This window comes from Streptomyces yatensis (genome assembly GCF_018069625.1).
Taxonomy (GTDB): domain Bacteria; phylum Actinomycetota; class Actinomycetes; order Streptomycetales; family Streptomycetaceae; genus Streptomyces; species Streptomyces yatensis.
The window spans coordinates 7,592,030-7,616,230 of the sequence record NZ_CP072941.1; the positions used below are offsets into that span (position 1 = coordinate 7,592,030).

At 70.5% G+C, this 24,201-nt stretch carries 29 protein-coding genes; 18 read left to right on the plus strand and 11 right to left on the minus strand.

Going from position 1 to position 24,201, the window contains the following annotated elements:
* Window positions 1-34 precede the first annotated feature (34 nt).
* The 8 genes from hisD (at window position 35) to hisF (ending at window position 5,953) form a co-directional block, all read left to right on the plus strand.
* A complete protein-coding gene (gene hisD / locus J8403_RS31620; protein WP_211126146.1) occupies window positions 35-1,360 on the plus strand; it encodes a histidinol dehydrogenase in 1,326 nt (441 codons plus the stop codon).
* The gene (locus J8403_RS31625; RefSeq protein ID WP_211126147.1) at window positions 1,357-2,475 is read left to right on the plus strand and encodes a histidinol-phosphate transaminase; all 1,119 of its coding nucleotides are present in this window, start codon (window positions 1,357-1,359) and stop codon (window positions 2,473-2,475) included. The genes hisD and J8403_RS31625 overlap by 4 nt, the downstream gene beginning before the upstream one ends.
* Window positions 2,472-3,065, plus strand: coding sequence for an imidazoleglycerol-phosphate dehydratase HisB (gene hisB, locus J8403_RS31630; protein WP_059142224.1), 594 nt, complete (start codon window positions 2,472-2,474; stop codon window positions 3,063-3,065). The genes J8403_RS31625 and hisB overlap by 4 nt, the downstream gene beginning before the upstream one ends.
* An 85-nt stretch (window positions 3,066-3,150) precedes the next feature.
* Window positions 3,151-3,315, plus strand: a complete 165-nt coding sequence (locus J8403_RS31635) for a hypothetical protein (RefSeq protein WP_162952980.1) — start codon at window positions 3,151-3,153, stop codon at window positions 3,313-3,315.
* Window positions 3,306-3,971 carry an imidazole glycerol phosphate synthase subunit HisH gene (gene hisH, locus J8403_RS31640; RefSeq protein ID WP_211126148.1) on the plus strand — a complete coding sequence of 222 codons (666 nt, stop codon included), beginning with the start codon at window positions 3,306-3,308 and terminating at the stop codon, window positions 3,969-3,971. Before J8403_RS31635 ends, hisH begins: the two co-directional genes overlap by 10 nt.
* Before the next feature lie 76 nt (window positions 3,972-4,047).
* Window positions 4,048-4,779: a bifunctional 1-(5-phosphoribosyl)-5-((5-phosphoribosylamino)methylideneamino)imidazole-4-carboxamide isomerase/phosphoribosylanthranilate isomerase PriA gene (gene priA / locus J8403_RS31645; protein ID WP_211126149.1), complete on the plus strand. Its 732-nt coding sequence runs from the start codon at window positions 4,048-4,050 to the stop codon at window positions 4,777-4,779.
* Window positions 4,776-5,186 carry a RidA family protein gene (locus J8403_RS31650; protein WP_211126150.1) on the plus strand — a complete coding sequence of 137 codons (411 nt, stop codon included), beginning with the start codon at window positions 4,776-4,778 and terminating at the stop codon, window positions 5,184-5,186. The genes priA and J8403_RS31650 overlap by 4 nt, the downstream gene beginning before the upstream one ends.
* Window positions 5,183-5,953, plus strand: a complete 771-nt coding sequence (gene hisF, locus J8403_RS31655) for an imidazole glycerol phosphate synthase subunit HisF (protein ID WP_211126151.1) — start codon at window positions 5,183-5,185, stop codon at window positions 5,951-5,953. Before J8403_RS31650 ends, hisF begins: the two co-directional genes overlap by 4 nt.
* A gap of 57 nt (window positions 5,954-6,010) precedes the next feature.
* Here the strand turns inward: hisF and J8403_RS31660 are convergent, their stop codons facing one another.
* The 3 genes from J8403_RS31660 to J8403_RS31670 form a co-directional block, all read right to left on the minus strand.
* Window positions 6,011-7,054, minus strand: a complete 1,044-nt coding sequence (locus J8403_RS31660) for a CU044_5270 family protein (RefSeq protein WP_211126152.1) — start codon at window positions 7,052-7,054, stop codon at window positions 6,011-6,013.
* On the minus strand, window positions 7,051-7,692 hold the full coding sequence (locus J8403_RS31665; protein WP_211126153.1) for an RNA polymerase sigma factor: 642 nt from the start codon (window positions 7,690-7,692) through the stop codon (window positions 7,051-7,053). The genes J8403_RS31660 and J8403_RS31665 overlap by 4 nt, the downstream gene beginning before the upstream one ends.
* Window positions 7,693-7,784: 92 nt before the next feature.
* Window positions 7,785-8,162 carry a MerR family transcriptional regulator gene (locus J8403_RS31670; protein WP_211126154.1) on the minus strand — a complete coding sequence of 126 codons (378 nt, stop codon included), beginning with the start codon at window positions 8,160-8,162 and terminating at the stop codon, window positions 7,785-7,787.
* 147 nt (window positions 8,163-8,309) lie between these two features.
* Here J8403_RS31670 and J8403_RS31675 point away from each other — a divergent pair, with 147 nt between their 5' ends.
* Window positions 8,310-9,410 (plus strand): alkene reductase, encoded by a 1,101-nt coding sequence (locus tag J8403_RS31675; RefSeq protein WP_211126155.1) that lies wholly within the window; start codon window positions 8,310-8,312, stop codon window positions 9,408-9,410.
* Window positions 9,411-9,469: 59 nt separating this feature from the next.
* Here the strand turns inward: J8403_RS31675 and J8403_RS31680 are convergent, their stop codons facing one another.
* Window positions 9,470-9,940 (minus strand): OsmC family protein, encoded by a 471-nt coding sequence (locus tag J8403_RS31680; protein ID WP_211126156.1) that lies wholly within the window; start codon window positions 9,938-9,940, stop codon window positions 9,470-9,472.
* Between the two features lie 24 nt (window positions 9,941-9,964).
* Complete coding sequence (fxsT, locus tag J8403_RS31685) at window positions 9,965-12,829, minus strand: FxSxx-COOH system tetratricopeptide repeat protein (protein WP_211126157.1); 2,865 nt, start codon at window positions 12,827-12,829, stop codon at window positions 9,965-9,967.
* Window positions 12,830-12,896: 67 nt separating this feature from the next.
* On the opposite strand from fxsT, the gene J8403_RS31690 reads away from it, so the two are divergent.
* A complete protein-coding gene (locus J8403_RS31690; protein WP_246586080.1) occupies window positions 12,897-13,349 on the plus strand; it encodes a hypothetical protein in 453 nt (150 codons plus the stop codon).
* Here J8403_RS31690 and J8403_RS31695 read toward each other — a convergent pair.
* Together J8403_RS31695 and J8403_RS31700 are read right to left on the minus strand one after the other, a co-directional pair.
* On the minus strand, window positions 13,272-13,766 hold the full coding sequence (locus J8403_RS31695; RefSeq protein WP_211126158.1) for an HIT family protein: 495 nt from the start codon (window positions 13,764-13,766) through the stop codon (window positions 13,272-13,274). The two genes, J8403_RS31690 and J8403_RS31695, sit on opposite strands and share 78 nt — an antisense overlap.
* A 16-nt stretch (window positions 13,767-13,782) precedes the next feature.
* On the minus strand, window positions 13,783-14,547 hold the full coding sequence (locus J8403_RS31700; RefSeq protein WP_211128530.1) for a GntR family transcriptional regulator: 765 nt from the start codon (window positions 14,545-14,547) through the stop codon (window positions 13,783-13,785).
* A 155-nt stretch (window positions 14,548-14,702) separates the two neighbouring features.
* Here J8403_RS31700 and J8403_RS44430 point away from each other — a divergent pair, with 155 nt between their 5' ends.
* Window positions 14,703-14,834, plus strand: coding sequence for a hypothetical protein (locus tag J8403_RS44430; protein ID WP_281427955.1), 132 nt, complete (start codon window positions 14,703-14,705; stop codon window positions 14,832-14,834).
* 156 nt (window positions 14,835-14,990) lie between these two features.
* On the plus strand, window positions 14,991-15,734 hold the full coding sequence (locus J8403_RS31705) for an SDR family oxidoreductase (protein ID WP_211126159.1): 744 nt from the start codon (window positions 14,991-14,993) through the stop codon (window positions 15,732-15,734).
* Window positions 15,735-15,844: 110 nt separating this feature from the next.
* On the opposite strand, the gene J8403_RS31710 is transcribed toward J8403_RS31705, so the two are convergent.
* Together J8403_RS31710 and J8403_RS31715 are read right to left on the minus strand one after the other, a co-directional pair.
* Window positions 15,845-16,009 (minus strand): hypothetical protein, encoded by a 165-nt coding sequence (locus J8403_RS31710; RefSeq protein WP_211126160.1) that lies wholly within the window; start codon window positions 16,007-16,009, stop codon window positions 15,845-15,847.
* A gap of 332 nt (window positions 16,010-16,341) precedes the next feature.
* Entirely contained in the window at window positions 16,342-16,800 is a 459-nt protein-coding gene (locus J8403_RS31715; RefSeq protein WP_211126161.1) for an NUDIX hydrolase, read from the minus strand.
* Window positions 16,801-17,543: 743 nt separating this feature from the next.
* Here J8403_RS31715 and J8403_RS31720 point away from each other — a divergent pair.
* Window positions 17,544-18,374, plus strand: coding sequence for an endo alpha-1,4 polygalactosaminidase (locus J8403_RS31720; protein WP_211126162.1), 831 nt, complete (start codon window positions 17,544-17,546; stop codon window positions 18,372-18,374).
* Window positions 18,375-18,428: 54 nt separating this feature from the next.
* Here J8403_RS31720 and J8403_RS31725 read toward each other — a convergent pair whose 3' ends face one another.
* Window positions 18,429-19,061 (minus strand): TIGR03085 family metal-binding protein, encoded by a 633-nt coding sequence (locus J8403_RS31725; RefSeq protein ID WP_211126163.1) that lies wholly within the window; start codon window positions 19,059-19,061, stop codon window positions 18,429-18,431.
* A gap of 102 nt (window positions 19,062-19,163) precedes the next feature.
* Entirely contained in the window at window positions 19,164-20,207 is a 1,044-nt protein-coding gene (locus J8403_RS31730) for a hypothetical protein (RefSeq protein WP_211126164.1), read from the minus strand.
* A 107-nt stretch (window positions 20,208-20,314) separates the two neighbouring features.
* Here J8403_RS31730 and hisI point away from each other — a divergent pair, with 107 nt between their 5' ends.
* From hisI to J8403_RS31755, 5 genes are all read left to right on the plus strand, one after another.
* Window positions 20,315-20,680, plus strand: a complete 366-nt coding sequence (gene hisI / locus J8403_RS31735; protein WP_211126165.1) for a phosphoribosyl-AMP cyclohydrolase — start codon at window positions 20,315-20,317, stop codon at window positions 20,678-20,680.
* Between the two features lie 139 nt (window positions 20,681-20,819).
* Window positions 20,820-22,310, plus strand: coding sequence for an anthranilate synthase component I (locus J8403_RS31740; protein ID WP_211126166.1), 1,491 nt, complete (start codon window positions 20,820-20,822; stop codon window positions 22,308-22,310).
* 67 nt (window positions 22,311-22,377) lie between these two features.
* Window positions 22,378-23,109, plus strand: a complete 732-nt coding sequence (locus tag J8403_RS31745) for a TIGR02234 family membrane protein (RefSeq protein ID WP_246586081.1) — start codon at window positions 22,378-22,380, stop codon at window positions 23,107-23,109.
* 288 nt (window positions 23,110-23,397) lie between these two features.
* Window positions 23,398-23,652 carry an HGxxPAAW family protein gene (locus J8403_RS31750; RefSeq protein WP_211126167.1) on the plus strand — a complete coding sequence of 85 codons (255 nt, stop codon included), beginning with the start codon at window positions 23,398-23,400 and terminating at the stop codon, window positions 23,650-23,652.
* A gap of 117 nt (window positions 23,653-23,769) precedes the next feature.
* Window positions 23,770-24,180, plus strand: a complete 411-nt coding sequence (locus tag J8403_RS31755; protein WP_211126168.1) for a DUF2752 domain-containing protein — start codon at window positions 23,770-23,772, stop codon at window positions 24,178-24,180.
* Window positions 24,181-24,201: the final 21 nt, after the last annotated feature.

Genomic DNA, 24,201 nt, shown 5'->3' on the forward strand with positions numbered 1-24,201 from the left:
GGGGCGTCGTGGCGGGTCTGAGACAATTGATCGCGTGATCTCCCGTATCGATCTGCGCGGTGCCGCCTTCCCGGAAGGCGGCATCGACCGCGACCTGCTGCCCCGTGCCGAGCTCGACGTCGAGGCCGCCCTGGAGAAGGTGCGGCCCATCTGCGACGACGTGCGCCATCGTGGTACCGCTGCGCTGATCGACTACGCCCATCGGTTCGACGGCGTCGCCATAGAGCGGGTGCGGGTCCCCGCGGAGGCGCTGGAGCGCGCCCTCGCGGAGCTGGACCCGGCCGTGCGCGCCGCCCTGGAGGAGTCCATCCGGCGGGCCCGGCTGGTCCACCGTGACCAGCGGCGCACCGACCACACCACCCAGGTGGTGCCGGGCGGCACGGTCACCGAGCGCTGGGTGCCGGTCGAGCGCGTGGGGCTGTACGTACCGGGCGGGCGCTCGGTCTACCCCTCCTCCGTGGTGATGAACGTGGTGCCCGCGCAGGAGGCCGGGGTCGGCTCGATGGCCGTCGCCTCCCCGCCGCAGGCGGAGTTCGGCGGGCTGCCGCACCCCACCATCCTCGCGGCGTGCGCGCTGCTGGGCGTGGACGAGGTCTACGCGGCGGGTGGCGCCCAGGCCGTCGCCATGTTCGCCTACGGCACCGAGGACTGCCGCCCGGTCGCGATGGTGACCGGGCCGGGCAACATCTTCGTGGCCGCGGCCAAGCGGCTGCTCAAGGGCCGGATCGGCATCGACGCCGAGGCCGGGCCGACCGAGATCGCCATCCTCGCCGACGCCACCGCCGACCCGGTGCATGTGGCGGCGGACCTGATCAGCCAGGCCGAGCACGACCCGCTGGCCGCCTCCGTGCTGGTCACCGACTCCGAGGAGCTGGCCGCCGCGGTCGAGAAGGAGCTGGACGTCCAGCTGGCGGCCACCAAGCACGTCGAGGACCGGATCCGTCCGGCGCTGTCCGGGCGGCAGTCCGGCATCGTGCTGGTCGACGGTCTGGAGCAGGGCCTGGCCGTCGTGGACGCGTACGCGGCCGAGCACCTGGAGATCCAGACCGAGGACGCGGCGGCCGTCGCGGCCCGGGTGCGCAACGCCGGGGCGATCTTCGTCGGGGCCTATGCGCCGGTGTCGCTCGGCGACTATGCGGCGGGCTCCAACCATGTGCTGCCCACCGGCGGCTGCGCCTGCCACTCCTCGGGGCTGTCCGTGCAGTCGTTCCTGCGCGGCATCCATGTGGTGGACTACAGCCGGGAGGCGCTGGCCGAGGTCGCCGGCCATGTGGTGACGCTGGCCGAGGCGGAGGATCTGCCCGCCCACGGCGCCGCGGTGAAGGCAAGGTTCGACTGGAAGGTGCCACCGAGCAAGTGACCGGCATTGACGATCTCCCGATCCGGGACGAGCTCCGTGGCAAATCCCCGTACGGCGCCCCGCAGCTCGAGGTGCCCGTACGGCTGAACACCAACGAGAACCCCTATCCGCTGCCCGAGCCGCTGGTCGCCCGCATCGCCGAGCGGGTCACCGAGGCGGCCCGGAACCTCAACCGCTACCCGGACCGGGACGCGGTCGAGCTCCGCACCGAGCTGGCCCGCTACCTCAGCCGTACGGCCGGTCTCGAGGTCGGTGTCGCCCAGGTCTGGGCGGCCAACGGGTCCAATGAGGTGCTGCAGCAGCTGCTGCAGACCTTCGGCGGACCGGGGCGCACCGCGATCGGCTTCGAGCCCTCATACTCGATGCACGCGCTGATCTCGCGCGGCACCGGCACCGGCTGGATTTCCGGTCCGCGGAACGACGATTTCACCATCGATGTCGATGCCGCCCGTAGGGCCATCGCCGAGCACCGCCCCGATGTCGTCTTCATCACCTCGCCGAACAATCCGACGGGCACCGCCGTCGCGGCCGAGACCGTACTGGCGCTCTACGAGGCGGCGCAGGCCGCCAGGGCGGACGCGGCCGGGGCCCTCGTCGTCGTGGACGAGGCGTACGGGGAGTTCAGCCACCGCCCCTCGCTGCTGCCGCTGATCGAGGGGCGGCCGCGGATGGTGCTCTCCCGCACGATGTCCAAGGCGTTCGGCGCGGCCGGGCTGCGGCTCGGCTATCTCGCCGCCGACCCGGCGGTCGTCGACGCCGTCCAGCTGGTCCGCCTGCCGTACCACCTGTCCGCCGTCACCCAGGCCACCGCGCTGGCCGCCCTGGAGCACACCGATACGCTGCTGGGGTACGTCGAGGCGCTGAAGGCCGAGCGCGACCGGCTGGTGAGCGAGCTGCGCACCCTCGGCTGCGAGGTGACCGACTCCGACGCCAACTTCGTCCAGTTCGGCCGCTTCGAGGACGCCCACGCGGCGTGGCAGAGCCTGCTGGACCGGGGCGTCCTGGTCCGTGACAACGGCGTACCGGGCCGGCTGCGGGTCACCGCGGGCACACCGGCCGAGAACGACGCGTTCCTCGACGCGGTACGCGAGCTGATGAAGGAGAAGAGCGCATGACCCGCGTGGGACGTGTGGAGCGCACGACCAAGGAGACCTCGGTCGTCGTCGAGATCGATCTCGACGGTAAGGGCGATGTGGCTGTATCAACAGGCGTCGGCTTCTACGACCACATGCTCGACCAGCTCGGCCGCCACGGCCTCTTCGACCTCACCGTCAAGACCGAGGGCGACCTGCACATCGACACCCACCACACCATCGAGGACACCGCCCTCGCGCTCGGCGCCGCCTTCAAGCAGGCGCTCGGCGACAAGGTGGGCATCTACCGGTTCGGCAACTGCACGGTGCCGCTCGACGAGTCGCTGGCCCAGGTGACGGTCGACCTCTCCGGCCGCCCGTACCTGGTGCACACCGAGCCGGAGAACATCGCGCCGATGATCGGCACCTACGACACCACGATGACCCGGCACATCCTGGAGTCCTTCGTGGCCCAGGCGCAGATCGCCCTGCACGTCCACGTCCCCTACGGGCGCAACGCGCACCACATCGTGGAGTGCCAGTTCAAGGCCCTGGCGCGGGCCCTGCGCTACGCGAGTGAGCGCGACCCCCGCGCCGCCGGGATCCTCCCCTCCACGAAGGGGGCCCTGTGAGCGTCGCGCGCGCGGCCGCCGGGCCGCAGATGACTTGCGACCCGCGCTTTCGCCGCGCGGGCGGAGAAGCGAACGAGGTAGCGTCTTGAACGGCTTGTCGACCGTGTTCATCCTCGTGGGGCTGTTTCTGCTCGGCGGGGTCATCTCCTTCGTCAAGCAGGGCATCTCCAAGAGCATCGTCACGCTGCTCGGGATCGGTGCCACGATGGCGCTGCTCGCCGGCATCCTGCGGCTTGAGGTATGGAATTGAGCGACCTGACGCACAGCACCACCGCGAAGAACGTCGTCGTCTTCGACTACGGATTCGGCAACGTACGCTCCGCCGAGCGGGCCCTCGCCCATGTCGGCGCGCGGGTCGAGATCACCCGTGACTACGACAAGGCCATGGCCGCCGACGGCCTCCTCGTGCCTGGTGTCGGCGCCTTCGCCGCCTGCATGAACGGGCTGCGCGAGGCGCGCGGCGACTGGATCGTGGGGCGCCGGCTGTCCGGCGGCCGCCCGGTCATGGGCATCTGTGTCGGCATGCAGATCCTCTTCGGGCGCGGTATCGAGCACGGTGTCGAGGCCGAGGGCCTGGACGAATGGCCCGGCACGGTCGAGCCGCTGCGCGCCCCCGTCGTTCCCCACATGGGCTGGAACACGGTCAAGGCGCCCGGGGACTCACAGCTCTTCGCGGGCCTGGACGAGGACGAGCGGTACTACTTCGTCCACTCCTACGCGGTCCGCACCTGGGAGCTGGAGGTCACCAACCCCCATATGCCCTCCCCCAAGGTCAGCTGGGCCACCCATGGCGAGCCGTTCGTCGCCGCCGTGGAGAACGGCCCGCTGTGGGCCACCCAGTTCCACCCCGAGAAGTCGGGTGACGCCGGAGCGCGGCTGCTCCGCAACTGGCTCGACACGCTCTGACCGGCCCGCGCCGGCCCGGTCCGCATCCGCCCTCCCCACCCGCACCGCCCGCACGCTCTCACCGAAGGTTGTCCGCATGCGCTCGAACCGCCTCGAACTCCTCCCCGCCGTCGATGTCCGCGACGGCCAGGCCGTCCGCCTCGTCCATGGCGAGTCCGGCTCCGAGACGTCGTACGGCGACCCGATGGAGGCCGCCCTGGCCTGGCAGCGGGCGGGCGCCGAATGGCTGCACCTGGTGGACCTCGACGCCGCCTTCGGCACCGGGGACAACCGTGAGCAGATCGCCGAGGTGGCCCGCGCCATGGACCTCAGGGTCGAGCTGTCCGGCGGCATCCGCGACGACGCCTCGCTGTCCGCCGCCCTGGCCACCGGCTGCGCCCGGGTGAACCTCGGCACGGCCGCCCTGGAGACCCCGGAATGGGTCGCCAAGGTCATCGCCGAGCACGGCGACCTCATCGCGGTGGGCCTCGATGTGCGCGGCACCACGCTGCGCGGCCGCGGCTGGACCCGGGACGGCGGCGATCTGTACGAGACGCTGGCTCGCCTCGACTCCGAGGGCTGCGCCCGCTACGTGGTCACCGACATCGCCAAGGACGGCACCCTCCAGGGCCCCAACCTGGAGCTGCTGCGCAACGTCTGCGCCGCGACCGAAAAGCCGGTCGTCGCCTCCGGCGGCGTTTCCTCACTCGACGACCTGCGTGCCCTTGCGACTCTGGTACCGGAAGGTGTCGAGGGCGCCATCGTGGGCAAGGCACTCTACGCCAAGGCGTTCACCTTGGAAGAGGCGTTGGAGGCGGTATCCGTATGACCTCACCCGAGTCCGCGCGGCGGGTCCAGACCGAAAGCCCCTGGGAGGAGACCATCGGGTTCGCCCGGGCCGTCGAGGTCGGTGACCTGGTGCTCGTCGCCGGGACGATGCCGCTGGCGGAGCGCGGCGTACTGGAGGGCGAGGGGGATCCGTACGAGCAGACGCTCGCCGCCTTCCGCCATGCGCTGGACGCGCTGAAGAGGTTCGACCTGGGCGTCGAATCGGTGGTCCGCACCCGTATGTATCTCACCCACGCCCGCGACGTGGACGAAGTGGGCCGCGCCCACAAGGAGCTCTTCGACGCCGTGCGCCCGGCCGCGACGCTGGTCGTGGTGTCCGGTTTCGTCGATTCGCGGGTGCTGGTGGAAGTCGAACTGGAAGCATTCCGAGGAGCACGACAGTCATGACCCTGGCGGTCCGAGTCATCCCCTGCCTGGACGTGGACAACGGCCGGGTCGTCAAGGGCGTCAACTTCCAGAATCTGCGCGACGCGGGCGACCCGGTCGAGATGGCCAAGGTCTACGGCGAGGAGGGCGCGGACGAGCTGACCTTCCTCGACATCACCGCCTCCTCCGGCGACCGCGAGACCACCTATGACGTGGTCCGCCGCACCGCCGAGCAGGTCTTCATCCCGCTGACGGTCGGCGGGGGCGTCCGCACCCCGGAGGACGTCGACAAGCTGCTGCGCGCCGGGGCGGACAAGGTCGGCGTCAACACGGCCGCCATCGCCCGCCCCGAGCTCATCCGCGAGATCTCCCAGCGCTTCGGCAGCCAGGTGCTCGTCCTCTCGGTCGACGCCCGCCGCTGTCCCGAAGGGACGGACACGCCCTCCGGCTACGAGGTCACCACCCACGGCGGCCGCCGCGGCACCGGCATCGACGCCGTCGAATGGGCCCACCGCGCGGCCGAGCTGGGCGCCGGGGAGATCCTGCTGAACTCGATGGACGCGGACGGCACCAAGGACGGCTACGACACGGCCATGATCGAGGCCGTCCGCAAGCACGTGACCATCCCGGTCATCGCCAGCGGCGGCGCAGGCAAGCTGGCCGACTTCCCGCCGGCGGTCGCCGCGGGCGCGGACGCGGTGCTGGCCGCCTCCGTCTTCCACTTCGGCGATCTGCGCATCGGCCAGGTCAAGGGCGCGCTGCGGGACGCGGGGCACCCGGTCCGCTGAGGTACGTCACGGTGGCGGGGGACCACCGCATGGTGATCCCCCGCCACCGGTGCCGTCTCAGCTGGTCGGCCGCTCGCGGTAGTGGTCGACGATCCCGCGCTTCAGGTACGCCGTCTTCTCCATGACGTCGCCCTTCTTGCCCGCCCTGACGTCCTTCGTCAGGTAGCTGCGCTCACCGAGCAGGGTCAGGCTGTCCCGGTCGAAGACCCACTCGGTGGCCTCCCCCGACCTCTTGTCGACACGGGCGATGCCGACCCCATGGCGGCCCGCCGCGTCCACCGCGTCCTCCTTCCGCGTCACCCCGGGGATCTTCGCGGCGGCCTTGTAGAGAGCAGCCGCGTTCTCCGGCGGCATCACCGTCTCACCCAGGCAGGAGCCGATCCGGCCGAAGACGGCCTGTGCCTTTTCCACGCCCTCGTCCGGTTCGGCCATTCGGTACAGCTCCTTGAGTAGGGCGTCCGGGTCGGTCGGCAGGGACGCCAGCCACTGGTACGTGGGGCGGTAGAGGCCCGCCGGGGACCCGCCCAACTCGGCCATCCGGCCCCACTCCCCGTCTTCCTTTATCTCGCCGGTCTTGGTGATCCGCTTCACCTGTTGCGACATCCAGACCTCGCGCTCATGGCGCGGCTCCAGTTTCGAGGAGCCGTCCTCCTTCATCTCGGCCCCCGCCGTCACGCTCTTGACGTAGACGAACTGGTCCTGCCGCACCGGCCGGACGTCCGACTTCGCCGCGGTCCCGGCGATCCGGTCGAGCAGGACGGTGGCGGTCTCGCGGGGCTGGGCGGCGCTGTCGCCGGACCCTCCGCCCCCGGTGAAGGTGACGGCCAGCGCCCCGGCCAGCGCCAGGGCCGCGGCGGGCATCACCAGCGCGGGGCGCAGCAGCCGCGGCCGGGCCTTCCGGGCGGGGGCGGGGGCGGTGGTGCGGTTCTGGTCGTCATCGATGTGCTGCATCAAACGGTCCTTGTGGTGGAGGTAGGGCTCGGAAGGAACGTCCCGCTCGGCCGGGGCGGGAAGCAGCCGGGCCAGTTCCTCGCGCTCCGCTTCCTCGCGCTCCGCTTTCTCGTGCTCGGCCCGGTCGGGCCCGGAGCCAGCGGCGTTCATCGGGGTTCCTCCTGAAACTCCTGATAGGGCAGGGCCGCGAACGCGGCCCCACGCTGTACCTCTCCGCGACGGCGTGGCGGTTCCGGCTTTTCTTCCGCGAGCCGCTGATCGGCGAGCTTGCGCAGCCGGGCGCGGGCCCGGGACAGCCGCGAGCGCACGGTGCCCACCGGAATCCCCAGCGCCTGGGCGGCCTGCGCGTAGTCCAGCCCGGACCACACGCACAGCGCCAGCACCTCCTGCTCGCCGCGCCGCAGCCGGCCGTACACCGTGCGCACGGCGGCGAGCCGGCGGGCGTCGTCGATCCGCCCGGCGGTCTCGTCGGCGAAGTCCGCCACCGGGGCGGGCGCCGGACGGCGGGCCAGGAAGGCCAGGCGCCGGCCGATGCCGCGGTTGGCGTTGCGGGCCTTGTTCGTCGCCACGCCCAGCAGCCACGGTTTCAGCGTGCCGTCGCCCGGCTCCAGTTGCGCTCGGGTACGCCAGGCGTCGAGGAACGTGTCCCCCATCACCTCCTCGGCCACCGACCAGTCGCCGGTCAGCCGGTAGGCATGGTTGTAGACCGCACGCGCGTACTCTGCGTAGAGCTCTGCGAACGCCTCGCGGTCACCCGCTCGTACCCGCGCTCGCAGGTCATCGCTCATGTTGTTTACACCTCACACCCGTGCCTCTCCGCACGGCGGAGGTAGTTCCCGTGACCTGCGCCACACCCCTTCCGGGGCGGGCGGTTCGTCGGTTACCGAGCGGGCGGCTCGACGGCCTCCGACGCCGTCGCGATCACCTCGTCCAGGACATCGCGGGAGCGGAGCAGGTCGTCGATCATCCGGTTGATGCGCTGCCGCTCCGTGGTGAGGTCGGAGACCAGCTGGGCGTTGGCCCGCCGGGACGGGCCGCCGTCCGCATCGCGCATACAGGGGAGCAGTTGGGCGATCTTCTCGCTGCACAGCCCCGCGGCGAAGAGCTCCTGGATGCGGATCACCCGGTCCACCGCGCCCTCGGGGTAGTCGCGATGACCGCCCGGCGTACGCTCGGCCGTCATCAGCCCCTGCTTCTCGTAATAGCGCAGCGAGCGCTCGCTCACGGTGGTGCGCCGAGCCAGTTCGCCGATCCGCATGGTCACCTCGTCTGCCGGGCCGGGACGTGAATCCGGGACATGAATCCGGGGGGCTTGAATCCGGGAACTTGAAGCCAGGGACATGAACCGGGGACTTGAATCTGAGGACTTGAATCTGACACCAATGTCAAGTTCTACCGTACCGGCATGACGCACACACCCCGGATACCCCGCCTCTTCGAACCGGCCCGCCTGGGCCGGCTGGAGCTGCCCAACCGCCTGGTGATGGCGCCCATGACCCGGAACCGCGCCGCCGCCGACGGCGTACCCGAACCGATCATGGCCACCTACTACGCCCAGCGCGCCACGGCCGGGCTGATCGTCGCCGAGGCCGCCACGCCCAACGCGGTGGGGCAGACCTACCCCGACATCGCCGCGATCCACAGCGCGGCACAGGTGGCCGGATGGCGGCGGGTGACCGACGCGGTGCACGCGGCGGGTGGCCGGATGTTCCTCCAACTGCAGCACGGCGGCCGGGTCGGCCACCCGGACACCAGCGGGCTGACCCCGGTGGCTCCCTCGCCGGTCCCGCTCCCGGACACGATCTTCACCCCCGGCGGCCACCAAGAGGCCGTCGTACCGCGCGAAATGACGGTCGAGGAGATCCGCTCCACCGTCGCCGACTTCGCCACCGCCGCGCGCAACGCCCTCGACGCGGGCTTCGCCGGAGTGGAGGTGCACGCCGCCAACGGCTACCTCCTCCACCAGTTCCTGGCCCGGAACACCAATCGCCGCACCGATGCCTACGGCGGCTCGGTGGCGGGGCGCATCCGGTTCGTGGCCGAGGTGGTCCACGCCGTCGCCGACGCGATCGGCCCCGAGCGGGTGGGCCTGCGGATCTCCCCCGGATCCACCGTCAACGGCATCGAGGAGGGCGACACCGAGACCCTCTACCCCGCCCTCATCAAGGAACTGGCGGACACCGGCCTCACCTACCTCCACATCGTCCGCGCCGAACCGGACCACCCCCTCTTCCGGGAACTCCGCGCCGCCTGGCCCGCCACGCTGATCGCCAACCCGTCACTGCCCGGCGACGGCGTCCCCGCCGACGGCGGCATGCGCCAGGCCGAACGGCTGCTGACCGCCGGAGCCGACCTGATCGCCCTCGGCCGCACCTTCCTGGCCAACCCCGACCTGGTCGCCCGCCTGCGCACCGGCGCCCCGCTCAACCCCATCCGGGACGCCTATCTGATGTACGTGGGCGGGGAGACCGGCTACACGGACTACCCCACGCTGACGGCGGCCTGAGCGCAGCCGAACGCGGCTCAGCCGATCCGGCTCAGCGGACCCGGCTCAGCGGACCCGGTTCAGCCGACCCGGACGGTCGGCTCGTGACGGACGGGAAAGTTGACCGAATTGGCGATGAAGCACGCCTGATGGGCGTCATGGTGCGCCGAACGCGCTCGCTCCACCATCGCCGCGTCCGCGACGCTGACCACCGGATTGAGCACCACCTCGGTGAAGCGCCCACTGTGCCCGGCCGCCTCCTCCATGACCCCGGTGGCCACGTCCTCGTACGCAGTGACCCGCACCCCGTCCCGGGCGCATACGGACAGGTACGTCAGCATGTGGCACTGCGAGAGCGAGACCAGCAGGAACTCCTCCGGATTCCAGCACCCCGGATCTCCCAGAAATGCCGGATCGGCGCTGCCCCGCAGGGCCGGCTTACCGTCCCCGAGAATGTCGTGCGACCGCTCGTAGCCCCGGTAACCACTCGTCCCCGAACCGGTATTGCCGGTCCACCGGACGGTGGCGCGGTAGGAATGCTGTCGGCCCATCGGTTGTGTGCTCCCTGTCGTGGTCTACGGGCGGCGGATCTTTTTCTTGCGCACCCCGAAGACCTTCTTGTAGCTGGCGAGTTGGTTGGCTGTGTTCATCGTCTGGGGGTGGTCTTCGCCGAGGGTTCTGCGCCGCCCTTCGAGGGTTTTCTCCAGAAGCGCCCGTGCTTCTTTTCGGTGCCCGAGAGCGCCGAGGGCACTGGCGAGGCTATTGGATATGGAGAGGGTCTCGGGATGGTGATCGCCGAGGACCCCTCGCGCGTGGTCGAGTGTGTCCTGGAGCAGTGCACGTGCCAGAACATGTTGGCCGAGGGTCCCCAGGTTATGGGCGAGGTAGTGGGCAGTGATCAGGGTGCGGGGGTGACCGCGACCGAGGACTCTGCGTTTGCGGTTGAGCGTGTCCTGGAGCATCGCGCGCGCCTGAACGTGCTCGCCCAGAGCATCCAGACTCAAGGCGAGGTTGCCGTGCGAGGCGAGGGTGTCCGGATGATCCTCGCCGAGGACCTTGCACTGTCGGCTGAGGACGTCCTCCCTGAGAGCTCGGGCCTGCTCGTGCTGACCAAGGTCGTTCAGGGTCGACGCCAGATACTGCGCGGAGGCGAGAGTGGAAGGGTGCTCCTCTCCGAGGGTCGCACGGCTCCGGTCGAGTGTGTCTTCGAGGAGTTCCTTCGCTTCGGCATGCAGGCCCAGGTCGCCCAGCGTGGTGGCAAGGTTTCCAGCACTGGTGAGAGTGTCTGGATGGTCGTACCCAAGAGTTCTGCGCTGGCGCGCGAGAACGTCTTCCTTGAGCGCGTACGCCTCACGGTGATGCCCGAGAAGGCTCATTGTCACTGCCAGATTGTTGCCGGACATGAGCGTATCCCGGTGATCCAAGCCAAGGAGGGAGCGACGTTTCGCGAGGACCTCTTCTTCAATCTGCCGAGCCTGTTGGTAGTCGGCCACTTCGGTCAGCGCGCTGGCCAAGGAAGTCTTAGCCACTAGGATTTCCCGACTGTCCTCGCCCACAGTGTGCTGACTGACCTCAATGGCCTGCTGAATTATGGCAAGAGCTTCTTGGTACCGGCCGAGCCCGTTAAGGGTGTCAGTGAGGAGGGCGGCGGCACTCAGAAAATGTGGATGGCCGCGGCTGATCTGATTCGACCAATGTTCATGAAGCATCCGGGCGGAATCGTGTGCGGCGCTCGTCGTGCCTCGAAGCAGTAGGTACAGCGTTGCGTCAAGGGAGAGCTGCCGCATGGCATCGTCCTGGGTCCAGGCCTCGCTGAGCGCTAGAACATGGGGGAGGATTCCAGCCCACTCACTCCAGGCCGCCGGGTCCCTCCCTTCATTGTTCGGTCTCACGCTGATGACAAGGTCCCGTGCGTGTTCGTGTGCCGCTTCGGCGGTCCTGGGTTCGGGGTTGTCTCGCAGGATCGCCGCCGTGAGGCGGTGGATCGTCAGCCCGCCGTGTTGGGGCCGCACCAGCCCAAGCCTGGCCATCGCGGCAATGGAGTCGGCGACCGCTACCGGATCTCCGACCAGGCCGTTCAACGAGGGCGGCAGCTCGACCCCCGCTTTGGTGAGCCATGCGTCAAGCGGGATGGGCTCGGGGGCGAGAAAGGCACAGATCCGGAGGAGCTCCGAGGCCGCGGGGTCGGTGCGGTCCAGGTGATCCGACGACAGTCGTACGGCCGCGCCGAGCGTCTTGTGCTGGTAGGTGATCGGGGCACTGCGATCGAGGAGGCGGCTGGTGGCAGTGAGGTCCTTGAGGTAGGTGTCCACGGAGAAGCCGGAGGTGGCGATGAGGCCACCCGCCTGGGCGAGGGCGAGTGGAAGATCCCCAAGGGCCTCGGCGAGTCGATCGGCCTCGGTCTGCGGGAGCTTGGGTACATACGCGGCCAGCAGGGACCGGGACTCGGCGCGCGCGAAGAGGCCGATGTCCATGGGAGTGGCGGCACTGTGCCAGCCCGGGTCGCGCGAGGTGATCAGCACATGGCCGCCGCCCTCGGGGAGGAGGCTCCTGAAGGTGTCGGGGTCCTCCGCGTTGTCGAAGACCAGCAGCCATCGACCGCTCGTGCGCAGATACTGGCGGGCGCTTTGGGCGGCGTCCGCCACCGGCATGGTGGCGGGCACCGTCTTGAGCGTATGGGCCAGGTCCGCGAGCTGGCTGTCGAGCGTGACGGTCTGCTCGGCATCCAGCCACCACACCGTGTCGTACTGGGAGGCGAAGCGATGGCAGTACTCGGCCGCGGTCTGTGTCTTGCCCACGCCGCCCATGCCGTGCAACGCCTGGACGGGGGACCGGGACTGAAAGGTCGTACGGATGCGGTCGAGTACCTCGTCCCGGCCGGTGAACAGGGGGAGCCGGGGCGGGACGTTCGACGCCTTGGGCGTGGACGCGGGTAACCGGGGGGCCGCTTCGTCCCGGTCTCCGAGCGTGGCCGCCGAACCGGGGAAGCCGGGCTTACCCTGCGGCCCCGCGGGCTGACCGACGGCGCTCAGCAGTTCCGTGAGCGCCTCCTCCTCGCTCTTCCCGTACAAGATGCCGGCCTTGATCGGGCGGAGCAGATCGGGGATCTCGCTCTTCTCCAGCTCGGCCACGTGCATGGGGATGAAGCCGCCCGTCCCCCGCTCACGGTCGTCGAAGGCGGCGGTCCACTCGTCCCGGGTGTACCGGGGGCGCTCGAAGTACGACCGTGACAGCAACGCGAGGAACCTGTCGGCGCGGGCCAGTGCGTCACTCATGCGCAGCGTGGTGTTGTCCCCCGCCTGCCAGTGCCAGTGATCGAACTCCACGCTGAAGCCGTGCTGCTGGAGGTGCCAGGCGACCCATTCGGCCCAGGCCCGCTCCACTCCGGCGTAACTGATGAAGAAGTCGACCTTCTCCGGAGCGCCCGACACCGTCTCCATGTACCCCCCTGCACCAGGCCAACGGTCCTCCAGTATGCCTATCGGCGAGGAATTACACTCTCGTCGGGTGACAAGCGAAGCGGAACCGACGGGGATACTCGGCAGCCGGCCGATGCTCAGCCAGGACCAGGTCAAGCACCTGGAGTTCATCCAGGCTGTCATCACCCGGCTCGGCAACAATTCCTTCCTGGTCAAGGGCTGGTGCCTGACACTGGCCGCAGGGCTGCTGGCATTCGCCGCCGAAGGTTCGCGCTGGTCGGTGGCCGCGACGGCCTTTGTTCCCCTGGTGGCGTTCTGGTTTCTCGACGGCTACTTCCTGTGGCAGGAGCGGCTGTTCCGCAAGCTCTACGATCAAGCGCGGAAGCCAGGTGCCGAGGTGGAGCTCTTTTCCATGAATCCGTACCCCTGCGCGGGCCAGGTGCGGTGGTGGCAGGCCACCTTCTCAGTCACTCTCTCGCTCTTCTACGGCGGGATCGGGGTCGCGCACCTCGCCGTGCTGCTCGCCGTCGTTCTCGGCTGAACTCCGCACAGCAACGCGCAGGCGCTCGGCCAGTTGGTCCAGGTGTTCGGGGGGCGAACTCTGCGGCGGCGGCCAGATGCGGCCCATGCGATCGTTCTCGTTGCGGGGAACGATGTGCACGTGTACGTGCATGACGCTCTGTGTCGCCACCGAGCCGACCGAGGTGATGATGTTCATCCCTTCGGGCTCGAACGCGGTCCGCACCGCGTGCATGACCTGGCGTACGACACGCGTGAGCGCGAAACTCGTCGGCTCGTCCAGCTCCCAGGCATCCCGCACATGCTGCCGTGGGATGACCAGGACGTGACCCGCAACGGCTGGAATGAGCGGGAGGAAGGCGACCGTTTCCTGATCGGAGTAGACGATGCGCGCGGGCTCGACGCCTTCCACGATGCGGCAGAAAACGCAGTCGTCCACGAGCCCTCCCACGCGCTCAGGCGTGAAACTCGTATTCGAGGATGTACGACCCCGCGTCGAGCACCATTTCATTGACCTCAACGGCCGTTCCGTCCTCGGTGAAAGCCGTGCGGCATACGAGAAAGACGGGCGTTCCACCGGGGAGCCGCAGGTCCTGGGCCTCGGTCGCGGAGGGCATGCGCGACCGGATCTCCTCGCGGAAGCGGGCGGGCGCATGGCCGAGTTCGGCGAGCCGCGCGTAGACGCCGCCGGCGCCGCTGTCCTCCTGGGTGATGGCCGAGCCTGCCACGAGGGAGGCTGAAAAGTACGACGTGGACAGCAGGACGGGCTTGCCGTCCAGAACGAAGCGGCGACTGCGGGTACAGGCCCGGTCGCTGCTTCCGAGCCCGAGAACGGCGGCGATATGACTCGGAGCCTCTTTCTCCGTCACCGCAATGCTGTCCACGACGAGTTCCCGGTCCTCGTCCAGATCGGCCGACCAGACCGACCGTCCCGCTCCCCATTGGCTTTGGGCGAGACGTTGAATGCCGCGCCGCCGTAGTGGCCGAAAGGTGCGTACGAAGACCCCGGCGCCCTTGCGGGCTTCCGCGATGCCTTCGCTCTGCAGCACGCTCAGCGCCTGTCGGGCGGTCATACGAGCGACCTGGTAGGTGGTCATCAGCTCGTTCTCGCCGGGCAAACGATCACCCGGCCGGTACTCCCCAGCAGTGATCGCCGCCTTGAGTTCGTTGGCGATCCGCTGGTACTTGCGCTCTCCGCCGCTGCCCTGCCCCGCTGTCACCGACCACCCTCCGATCTTCTCTAGAGACACCCTAGGTGTCCGCTCGCTTGTTTGAGCAATCCGGGGCAGCTTTGGGCGGGTTTGACATCTCTAGAGATGCGCCGCTTCACTGGAGATGTCTAGAGATGTTCCGTGAGGAGGGTGCAATGGCGCACATGACGGGTCTTCAAGGTGACGCTCATCCGCGCGTCACCGACATGATCTTCCACCCTCCCGCCGACCCGCTGAACGCTTCCGCTGAGGACATCGTCGACGCGGCACTCGGGTACCGCGCCATCGTGGTGTGACCCGCTCCGCCAGCAGGCCGCAGGTCGCAGGGCAGCGTCGGCGCGCTGACGGGGTGCGGCGCACCCAGGAGAAGCCCGTCCTGGTACTGGCCCGCTGACCTGCCCAGACTCGGTGGGGCAGGGGGAAACGGGATCAGGAGCGAAAAGGATATCGCCATGAACGTCATTACCGAGACGGGCAAGGTCGTGCTCATCACCGGGGCCAGCAGCGGGATCGGTGAGGCGACCGCGCGTCGGCTCGCCGCCGAGGGGCACCGGGTGTTTCTGGGGGCGCGGCGGACCGAGCGGCTGGGGGAGCTGGCCGGGCAGATCACCGCGGAGGGCGGCAGCGCGGCGTACCAGCGGCTGGATGTCACCGCGGCCGGGGACATGCGGGCCTTCGTGGCGGCTGCCCGGGAGCGGTTCGGGCGGGTGGATGTGGTGGTCAACAACGCCGGGGCGATGCCCCTGTCGCCGCTCGAGGCGCTGAAGGTCGACGAGTGGGACCGGATGCTGGATGTGAATGTGCGCGGTGTGCTGTACGGCATCGCCGCGGCGCTGCCGGTGATGAAGGAGCAGGGTGGCGGGCATGTCGTGAACATCGCCTCGGTCGGCGCGTACGAGGTGTCGCCCACGGCGGCGGTGTACTGCGCCACCAAGTTCGCCGTGCGCGCCATCTCCGAGGGGCTGCGCCAGGAATCGGCCGGTGACATCCGGGTCAGCCTGGTCTCCCCGGGCGTGACCGAGTCCGAACTCGCCGACTCCATCTCCGATCCGGCGGCCCGTGAGGCCATGAAGACCTACCGCTCGGTGGCCCTGCCCGCGTCCGCGATCGCCGACGCCATCGCGTACGCCATCGGTCAGCCGGCCGAGGTCGACGTCAACGAGATCGTGGTGCGCCCGGTCGCGAGCGCCCAGTAGGGGCCGCGCGGGGGTACCGCTCGAACAGGAGTACCCACGAAGGTCGGTTGAGCGGTTTCCTGTGCCACTCCCCGGACCTCAGCTTCAGGGCGGCCCGACTGTTGTGGGGCTCACTCAGCAGTGTCGTCTTCGCCGGACTTCAGCGCCGACAGCGCCCTACGTACAGCTTGGAAGAGGTCGGGAAGCTGATTGACGAGCTGAATAAGCAACGTCACGAACAAGCTCAGCAGGCCGAAGACTGCGAGCACAGTGAGAGTGATGGCGTTCCAGTCCACCAGTTGACCTTCCTGGTGGTCGAACTGGTGGCGGGCAGCCTCAGTCCGACCACCTACTGAAGTGGTCGAGCTGAGGACTGCGTTACGCGCTCACGCGAGTCTCAGGGGTCAACAGCGGGTCTCCCGCCACTAACGGCCCGTTTCTCTGCGCGCTTACTGAGAGGGCCTGAGAGGAACAGGGTACTGCGGATTCGGGATCGGTTGGTGAACAGCAGGGTTCCGCCACACCGAGCGGTCCCGAACTGGTGTACACGTGTCCAGGCATGTGCGGCCTCGGGACTGGTAAGCCCGCATGTCGAGGTGTCGCGTATTCAGCGGACTCCGGCTCCTGATTACTGACTGTGGCCGGTAGCGGTGGTCCAGCGCGGGTCGATGCGGCCCAGCCATGCGTCTTGATCGTCGGCCAGTGGTTGCTTCAGGGGAAGTGAGAGGAACCGGCAGGCGAAGGTGAGGCCAGCGTCGTCTCCGTCGTCGTGGACGTGGTGCTCCCACTCATTGGCGGTGTCTGCGGGTGCCTGGAGGTGCAAGAAGCCGGTTCGTCGTGGCTGTCCCGTGTCGGGGTGAGGCTTGTCCTCAACAGCGATCTGCCGGACCACTGTGGCTGTGAGCAGACCGGTCTCCTCGGCGACCTCTCGAAGAACCGCTTCTTCCAGTCCTTCGCCTGATTTGACTCCTCCCGCCGGGACCTGGGTGCCGGCCTCCGGCATACCGATGTGATCGAACACCAGCAGCTCGGGGACGGCGCGATGTCGGATCACGTATGCGGCGACACGGATTCTGGGTCGAGTCATCCCGGCATTGTCCGTTGTCGGCGGAGTTCATGATTGCCGGAGGCGTATCGGCTCCAGGTGCCGCCGGCTTCGGTGACCAGGCGAGTGGCGGTCTTGTCGTGATAGCCGAGTGCCTTCGCGAATAACGGGGGCCGGGGCTTGCACGGGCGGCAGCGTGAGGCGGGGCATCCGGCCGGTCTTCATGCACCACCGCAGGAATGACTGAGACGGACGGCGGGTGGCCAGGTTCTCGGCGTGCCAGGCGTCTCGGCAGATCGGTGTGCCACCGGTGTCTCGACCCGGCAGCAGCCGATCGGTGCCGCAACACGGGCAGAGGCCGCGGACGTGCGTCGCCCGTTCGTAGCAGGTCGGGCAGATCGGACCGTCCGACCACTCGGCGGACTTCGAGGCTCGACGGCCGCAGTGGGCGCAGTCGCGGATCATCCACCGCTCGTACTCCTCCGGAGTGGCAGTGACCACGCACCGCCCCTTGGGCGCCTCGCCCCAGCGAGCCGGAACTGTCGCCGGTCAACGGGGGTAACAGTGGTGGTTGGGCGTGAGTCGGTCCCGGTAGCTGTCGACTTGACGCCGCTGGCGGGGGCCGCTTTGATCGCAACTGCCGCACGGGTGTACCGCCCCCGTGCCGCCCAAGAGGTACGCCCAGCCGGTAGGGGGCCCGGTTCCGGTCCCGAGCCCGGACTCAGTCGCCAGGACGGCGGATGCCATCCGAGGCGGGGCCGTTACCCGCGAGTGTTGGAGCTTTCATGCCAGCCAGCCATGCCGCCCGCCTTCGTCGCCGCTGGGTCCTCGCGTCGGTGGCGGCGGCCGCGGCCGCCGCGGCCGCCGTCGTGGCCGTGTCCATGTCCTCGGGGGCCAGCGCGTCCGAAGTGGCGCTGCCGCCCGTCCACGGCGGCTTCGACTACCAGATCGGCGGCGAGTACACCCCGCCGAAGGGCGTCGACATCGTCAGCCGCGACCGCGCGGACTCCCCGGCGGACGGGCTGTACAACATCTGCTACGTCAACGCCTTCCAGGTCCAGCCGGGCGAGCGCGACCAGTGGCCCGACGACCTGCTGCTGCGGGACCGCGACGGCGATCTCGTCATCGACACCCACTGGAAGGAACCGCTGCTCGACATCAGCACCGCCAAGAAGCGCGAGCGCGTGGCGGAGAAGGTCAACGGCTGGATCGACGGCTGTGCCAAGGACGGCTTCGACGCCGTCGAGCCCGACAACTACGACAGCTACGAGCGCTCCCAGAAGCTGCTGACCGCCAGTCACGCCAAGGAGTTCATGGCCCTGCTGTCCGAGCACGCGCACGCCCAGGGGCTGGCCATCGCGCAGAAGAACACCGCGGAGCTCCTCCCCGACCGCAAGGCGGCCGGGCTGGACTTCGCGGTGGTCGAGGAGTGCGGCCAGTACGACGAGTGCGGTGAGTTCGCCAAGGCCTACGACGACCATGTGGTGGTGGTCGAGTACGGCGAGGAGGGCTTCGCCAAGGCCTGCGAGGGCTGGGGCGACCGGCTCAGCATCGTCCTGCGGGACGAGGACGTCTCGACCGACGACGGTGAGGATTACGTCCGCGAGACCTGTTAGGGAATCCCGGTGCGTCCCCGCATGCCCGCAGGGCGGCGGAGACGCACCACGGGCTCAGACGCCCAGCTTGGCCTCACGCGCCGCGGCCACGGCCTCCTTGTCGCCCTCCAGCTCGACCCGGGCGGCCTCCTGACGGCCGCTGAGGAAGAGCGCCAGCTCGCCCGGTTCGCCGGTGACCGTGACGACCGGGACGCCGCGGTGGGCCACCGCCGTACGGCCGTCCGGGCGCCGCAGCACCAGGCCGACGGGGGAGCGGCGGCCGAAGATCCGGGCGCCGCGCTCGATACGGGACCACAGCGTGTCGGCGAAGACCGGGTCCAGCTCGCGCGGTGTCCACTCCGGGCGGGCGCGGCGCACATCCTCGCCGTGGACGTAGAACTCGAAGCTGTTGGCCGCCTCGTCCACCTGCTTCAGCGCGAACGGCGACATCCGCGGCGGACCGGTGCGGAAGAGCTGGAGCAGTTCTTCGTACGGCTTCGCCGCGAACTCCTCCTGGACCCGGGCCAACCGCGCGGCCAGCGGCTTGACCAGCACCCCGGCGGCCGCGTCGGGGCGGCGCTCACGGACCACCAGATGGGCCGCCAGATCGCGGGTGTTCCAGCCCTCGCACAGCGTCGGGGCCCCGGGGCCCGCGCCGTCCAAGAGGTCGGCGAGGAGCAGGCGTTCGCGCTTCGCGTGAGTGGACATACGTCCACCCTACGGCCGGGGCCCGCCCGCTGCCATGAGGAGCGCCGCCGCGCGCCCGCCGGGGCCGCCCCGCCCGGGCCCATCCCGGAGGGGCTGCCGGGCCTATCCCGGCAGCGGCTTGCTCAGCTTCTTGCCGTCGCGTGCGGCGCTCAGCGTGAGCGCGCAGGAGACCTGGTCCTCGCCCTGGATGGAGTAGGTGCCCAGCGCGGGATACAGCGCGTAGTAGTAATACATCCGGCCGTCGTTGGGGATGGTCTTGAGCCGCTTCTTGGCGTCCGTACCGCACAGCGACAGCGCCTTGGTCTGAATCGCCTTCTCGGAGGAGAAGTCGCCGCTCAGCTTCTCGTTGGCGATCACCTCGCCGTCGTGCGGGCCGTGGCAGGAGCGCTTCTCGACCTTGGTGACGCTGCTGTCCATCGCCGGGTGGTCGAAGCACTGGCCGGGGTCGAGCACCACATACGGCACCTTGTCACCGGGCTCGCCGGACTCCGACGCGTCCGGGGCGGCCGAATCGGAGGTGTCCGGATCCGCGTCGGGGGCATCGCTTCCGCCGCCCAGCGGCGCGCCCTGACCGGGGTCCTCCGAGCCCGGCGGGGCGGCGGACGCCCCGCCGTCCGAGGGCGAGGAGAGGGGGCGGTCCGAGGCGGAGGCGGACGGGCCGGCGCCGGCCGAGGTCTTCTTGTCCCCGTCGTCCTTCGTCCCGATGACGATCGCGCCGACGACCACCGCCACGGCCACCACCGCCGCGATGACGATCGCCGCGACCTTGGAACCACCGGGGCCGGCCGGCGGGGGAGGCGGCAGCGCGCCCGGGGGTATCGCCCCCGGCGGCAGCGCGCCCGGGGGCGGCCCGCCGGGCAGCAGGGCCGGTGGGGCGGGCGGGCCGAAACCGCCGCTCGGCTGCCCGGGCGGACCGGGCTGGGCGTACGGCCCCGGCTGGGCGTACGGACCGGGCTGGGCCTGCGGCCCCGGCTCGCCCGGCCGCGCGGGCCCATCCGCCGCGGGCGGCGGCCCGAAGCCCTGCTGCGGCTGCCGCGGAGGCTGCTGGGGCTGAGACGGTGGTTGCTCATGCGGCTGCGGCGGTGGACCGAACCCCCCGCCGTTTCCAGGCCGGTTGGGGTCATTCGACGGCGGCGGAAACGTCATGCCCGAAGCATGCCCCATTCCACCGACAACCCGACCATCGGGCCCGGCATACCGGCCCGGCGGAGATCATTCGCAAAGACCCCCCTCCGGGCGTGCAGAATGGTCGCATGACCGGCTCCGACCGCCCCTCCGCCCTCGACCCGGCCCTCGCCGCCCGCCTCAAGCGCGGCGCCGACGGGCTGCTGCCCGCCATCGCCCAGCAGTACGACACCGGTGAGGTGCTGATGCTCGGCTGGATGGACGACGAGGCGCTGCACCGCACCCTCACCACCGGCCGCTGCACCTACTGGAGCCGCAGCCGCCAGGAGTACTGGGTCAAGGGCGACACCTCCGGCCATGTCCAGCTGGTCAAGTCGGTCGCCCTCGACTGCGACGCCGACACCATCCTCGTCAAGGTCGACCAGGTCGGCGCCGCCTGCCACACCGGCGACCGCACCTGCTTCGACGCCGACGACCTCCCGCTCGGCCCGTAGCCCGGCCGGCAGTCCGGAGTCCGGCAGTCCGGAGTCCGGCAGTCCGGAGTCCGGCCGCCGGACCGGCCGGCACCGCATCCGCCCCATCACCGCACCCGCCCGCCGGGCTCCCCAGCCCTTGACCCAGGACGTTGTCACGATGGATCTCGAGACCTTCCGCAAGCTGGCGGCCGATCGCCGCGTCATCCCCGTCAGCCGCAAGCTGCTCGCGGACGGCGACACCCCCGTGGGCCTCTACCGCAAGCTGGCCGCCGAGCGCCCCGGCACCTTCCTCCTCGAATCCGCCGAGAACGGCCGCTCCTGGTCCCGCTACTCCTTCATCGGCGTCCGCAGCTCCGCCACCCTCACCGAACGCGACGGCCGCACCCACTGGCTGGGCACCCCGCCGGTCGGCGTGCCCACCGAGGGCGACCCCCTCCAGGCGCTGCGCGCCACCGTGGAGACCCTGCACACCCCCCGCGACCTCGGGGGCCTGGTCCAGCTCCCGCCGTTCACCGGCGGCATGGTCGGCTACCTCGGCTACGACATCGTCCGCCGCCTGGAGAAGGTCGGCGAGCACGGGCGGGACGATCTGCGCCTGCCCGAGCTGACCATGCTGCTCACCTCGGACCTCGCGGTGCTGGACCACTGGGACGGCACCGTGCTGCTGATCGCCAACGCGATCAACCACAACGACCTCGACACCGGGGTGGACGAGGCGTACGCGGACGCCGTGGCCCGGCTCGACGCGATGGCCGCCGACCTGGTGCGCCCCGTGCCGACCGACCCCACCGCGCTGCCCGAGTCCGAGCTGCCCGAGTACACCGCGCTGTGGGGCGGCGAGGACTTCATGGCGGCCGTGGACGAAATCAAGGAGCGCATCCGCGCGGGCGAGGCCTTCCAGGTCGTCCCCTCGCAGCGGTTCGAGACGCCGTGCTCGGCCAGCGCCCTCGACGTCTACCGCGTGCTGCGCGCCACCAACCCGAGCCCCTATATGTACCTCTTCCGGTTCGAGGGCTTCGATGTGGTGGGCTCCAGCCCGGAGGCCCTGGTCAAGGTCGAGGACGGCCGGGCGATGCTGCATCCCATCGCCGGTACCCGCCCCCGGGGGGCCACCCCGCAGGAGGACGCCGCCCTCGCCGAGGAACTGCTGGCCGACCCCAAGGAGCGGGCCGAGCATCTGATGCTCGTCGACCTCGGGCGCAATGACCTCGGGCGGGTCTGCGAGCCCGGCAGCGTGGAGGTCGTCGACTTCATGTCGGTCGAGCGCTACAGCCACGTCATGCACATCGTCTCGACGGTCACCGGCAGCCTCGCCGAGGGCCGTACGGCGTTCGACGTGCTCACCGCCTGCTTCCCCGCGGGCACCCTCTCCGGCGCCCCCAAGCCGCGGGCGCTGCAGATCATCGAGGAGCTGGAGCCGAGCCGCCGCGGGCTCTACGGCGGCTGTGTCGGCTATCTCGACTTCGCGGGCGACTCCGACACCGCGATCGCCATCCGCACCGCGCTGCTGCGCGAGGGCACGGCCTATGTGCAGGCGGGCGCGGGGATCGTCGCCGACTCCGAGCCGGCCGCCGAGGACGCGGAGTGCCGCAACAAGGCGGCGGCGGTGCTGCGGGCGGTGCACGCGGCGGGCCGGCTGGGGCGGTAGTTCCCGGTAGTTCCCATATCCCCCACCCGGGGACGGTGCCGTACCCGGGTGGGGGATAGTGGTAGGCGTGACTGCAGCAGCCGTACCCCAGCCCAGGGCCGAGAACGAGCCCTCCGCCCCCGCCGCGCGCGGCCGCCGAAGCAGCCTTGCCATCGCCCTGCTCGCCGGTGCGCTCGGCGCCGCCCTCGTCCTGCTGGCCACCAGCCGCAAGTGGGCCGAGGGCACCGCCTCCGTCGCCCAGGGCTCTCTCCCGCAGAGTGCCAACGGCGATGACATCACCGGGCTGCCCGGCGCGCTGGCGATCGTCGGCCTCGCCGCGCTGGTCGCGATCTTCGCCGTGCGCCGCCTGGGCCGTGGCGCCGTCTCGGCGCTGCTCGCCCTCAGCGGCGCGGGCATCGTCGTCAGCTCGGCCCTCGGCGCGACCGACAAGGCCGCGCTGGAGGAGAAGGCGTCCAAGGTGAGCGGTCTGACCCACAGCCCCATCCACGACGTGGCGTACACCCCCTGGCCGTGGGTCGCCGCGGCCGGCGGCGTGCTGCTGCTGCTCGCGGGCGTGCTCGCCCTGGGCTACGGCCGCCACTGGCCGGCCATGTCCGGGCGGTACGAGCGCGCGGGCACCGCGGGCGCCGCGGGCCGGGCCCGCCCCCGGCGCGGTGGCCCCGCCCCCGACCCGGACCGCCCCGAGGAGCTGTGGAAGGCCCTGGACCGGGGCGAGGACCCGACCCAGGCCCCGGCCCCGACCCAGGACCAGGACCAGGCCCCGACCCAGGCCCGGCAGGACGCCGAGCGGGGCGCCTAGGCGGCCTCGATGAAGTCCGGTGCGGTTCGGGCGTGCCCCGGAGGGGCGCGGGGCTGTGTCGATATGCGGCTCCGCCGCGTGGGACCAGCCACGACACAGCCGCGGATGAACGACCGCACCTCGTGGCACTCCCCGCGGAGCGCCTAGCGGCTTCTTCGCGCCCCCGTCCCGTCCCGGACCGCAAGGCCCACCCCCGCTCAAGGGCATTTCGCGCGTCGGGGACAATGGCCTGGGAGCGTTCGCCCCCGAGCGCCCGGACCAGGCGCAGTACAGCTACGAGGAGAATTCATGGCGGGTCACAACCACGGACACACCCCGGCCGCCTGGACCGGTGTCACCATCGCCTTCATCGGCTTCTGCGTCGCCGGCGCGTTCACCGTGGCGGCCAACCCGCTCGGCTTCTGGGCCGGCATGGTGATCATCGCCCTCGGCGGTGTCGTCGGCGCGGCGATGCGCGCGGCCGGGCTGGGCCTGCCCAAGGAGCAGCACTCGCTCCCGCAGCCCAAGCCCACGGCGCAGGCGCAGGCTCAGACCCAGCAGTGAGCCCGGGCGCGGCCCGGGGCCGCGCCCGCCTCCACCGCGCTCGGCACTGAGCCGTACGGAGGCCGACGCACCGGCCCTGAGCTGCGCCTTCGTGGATCCCGGGGGAGACTTGGCGGTGTGACCGAACCACCGCCGACCGCCCCGGCCCCCGTGGCGCGGCGTCTCGCGGCACCTTTCGGGGTGCTCGCGGGCGTTCTCGCCGCCTTCGGCTACGTCGGCGTCGTCGACCCCCGGGAGCCCGGTCACTACCCCGTCTGCCCGCTGCTGCGGTTCACCGGGCTGTACTGCCCCGGCTGCGGCGGGCTGCGCGGCGCCCACGCCCTGGCCCACGGCGACCTGGTGGCCGCGCTGCGTGACAACGCCCTGGCCGTCGGCTGTTACGCGCTCTTCGCCGTCTGCTGGGCGGTGTGGTGTGTGCGCGGACGGTTCCCGGCGGCGCGGCCGTGGCACGCGGGGGCGCTCGGCGCGGTGGCCCTGGTCTTCACGATCGTCCGGAATTTCCCGTTCGGGGGACTACTGGCGCCGTGACCGCTGTTGTGTATGTGCATG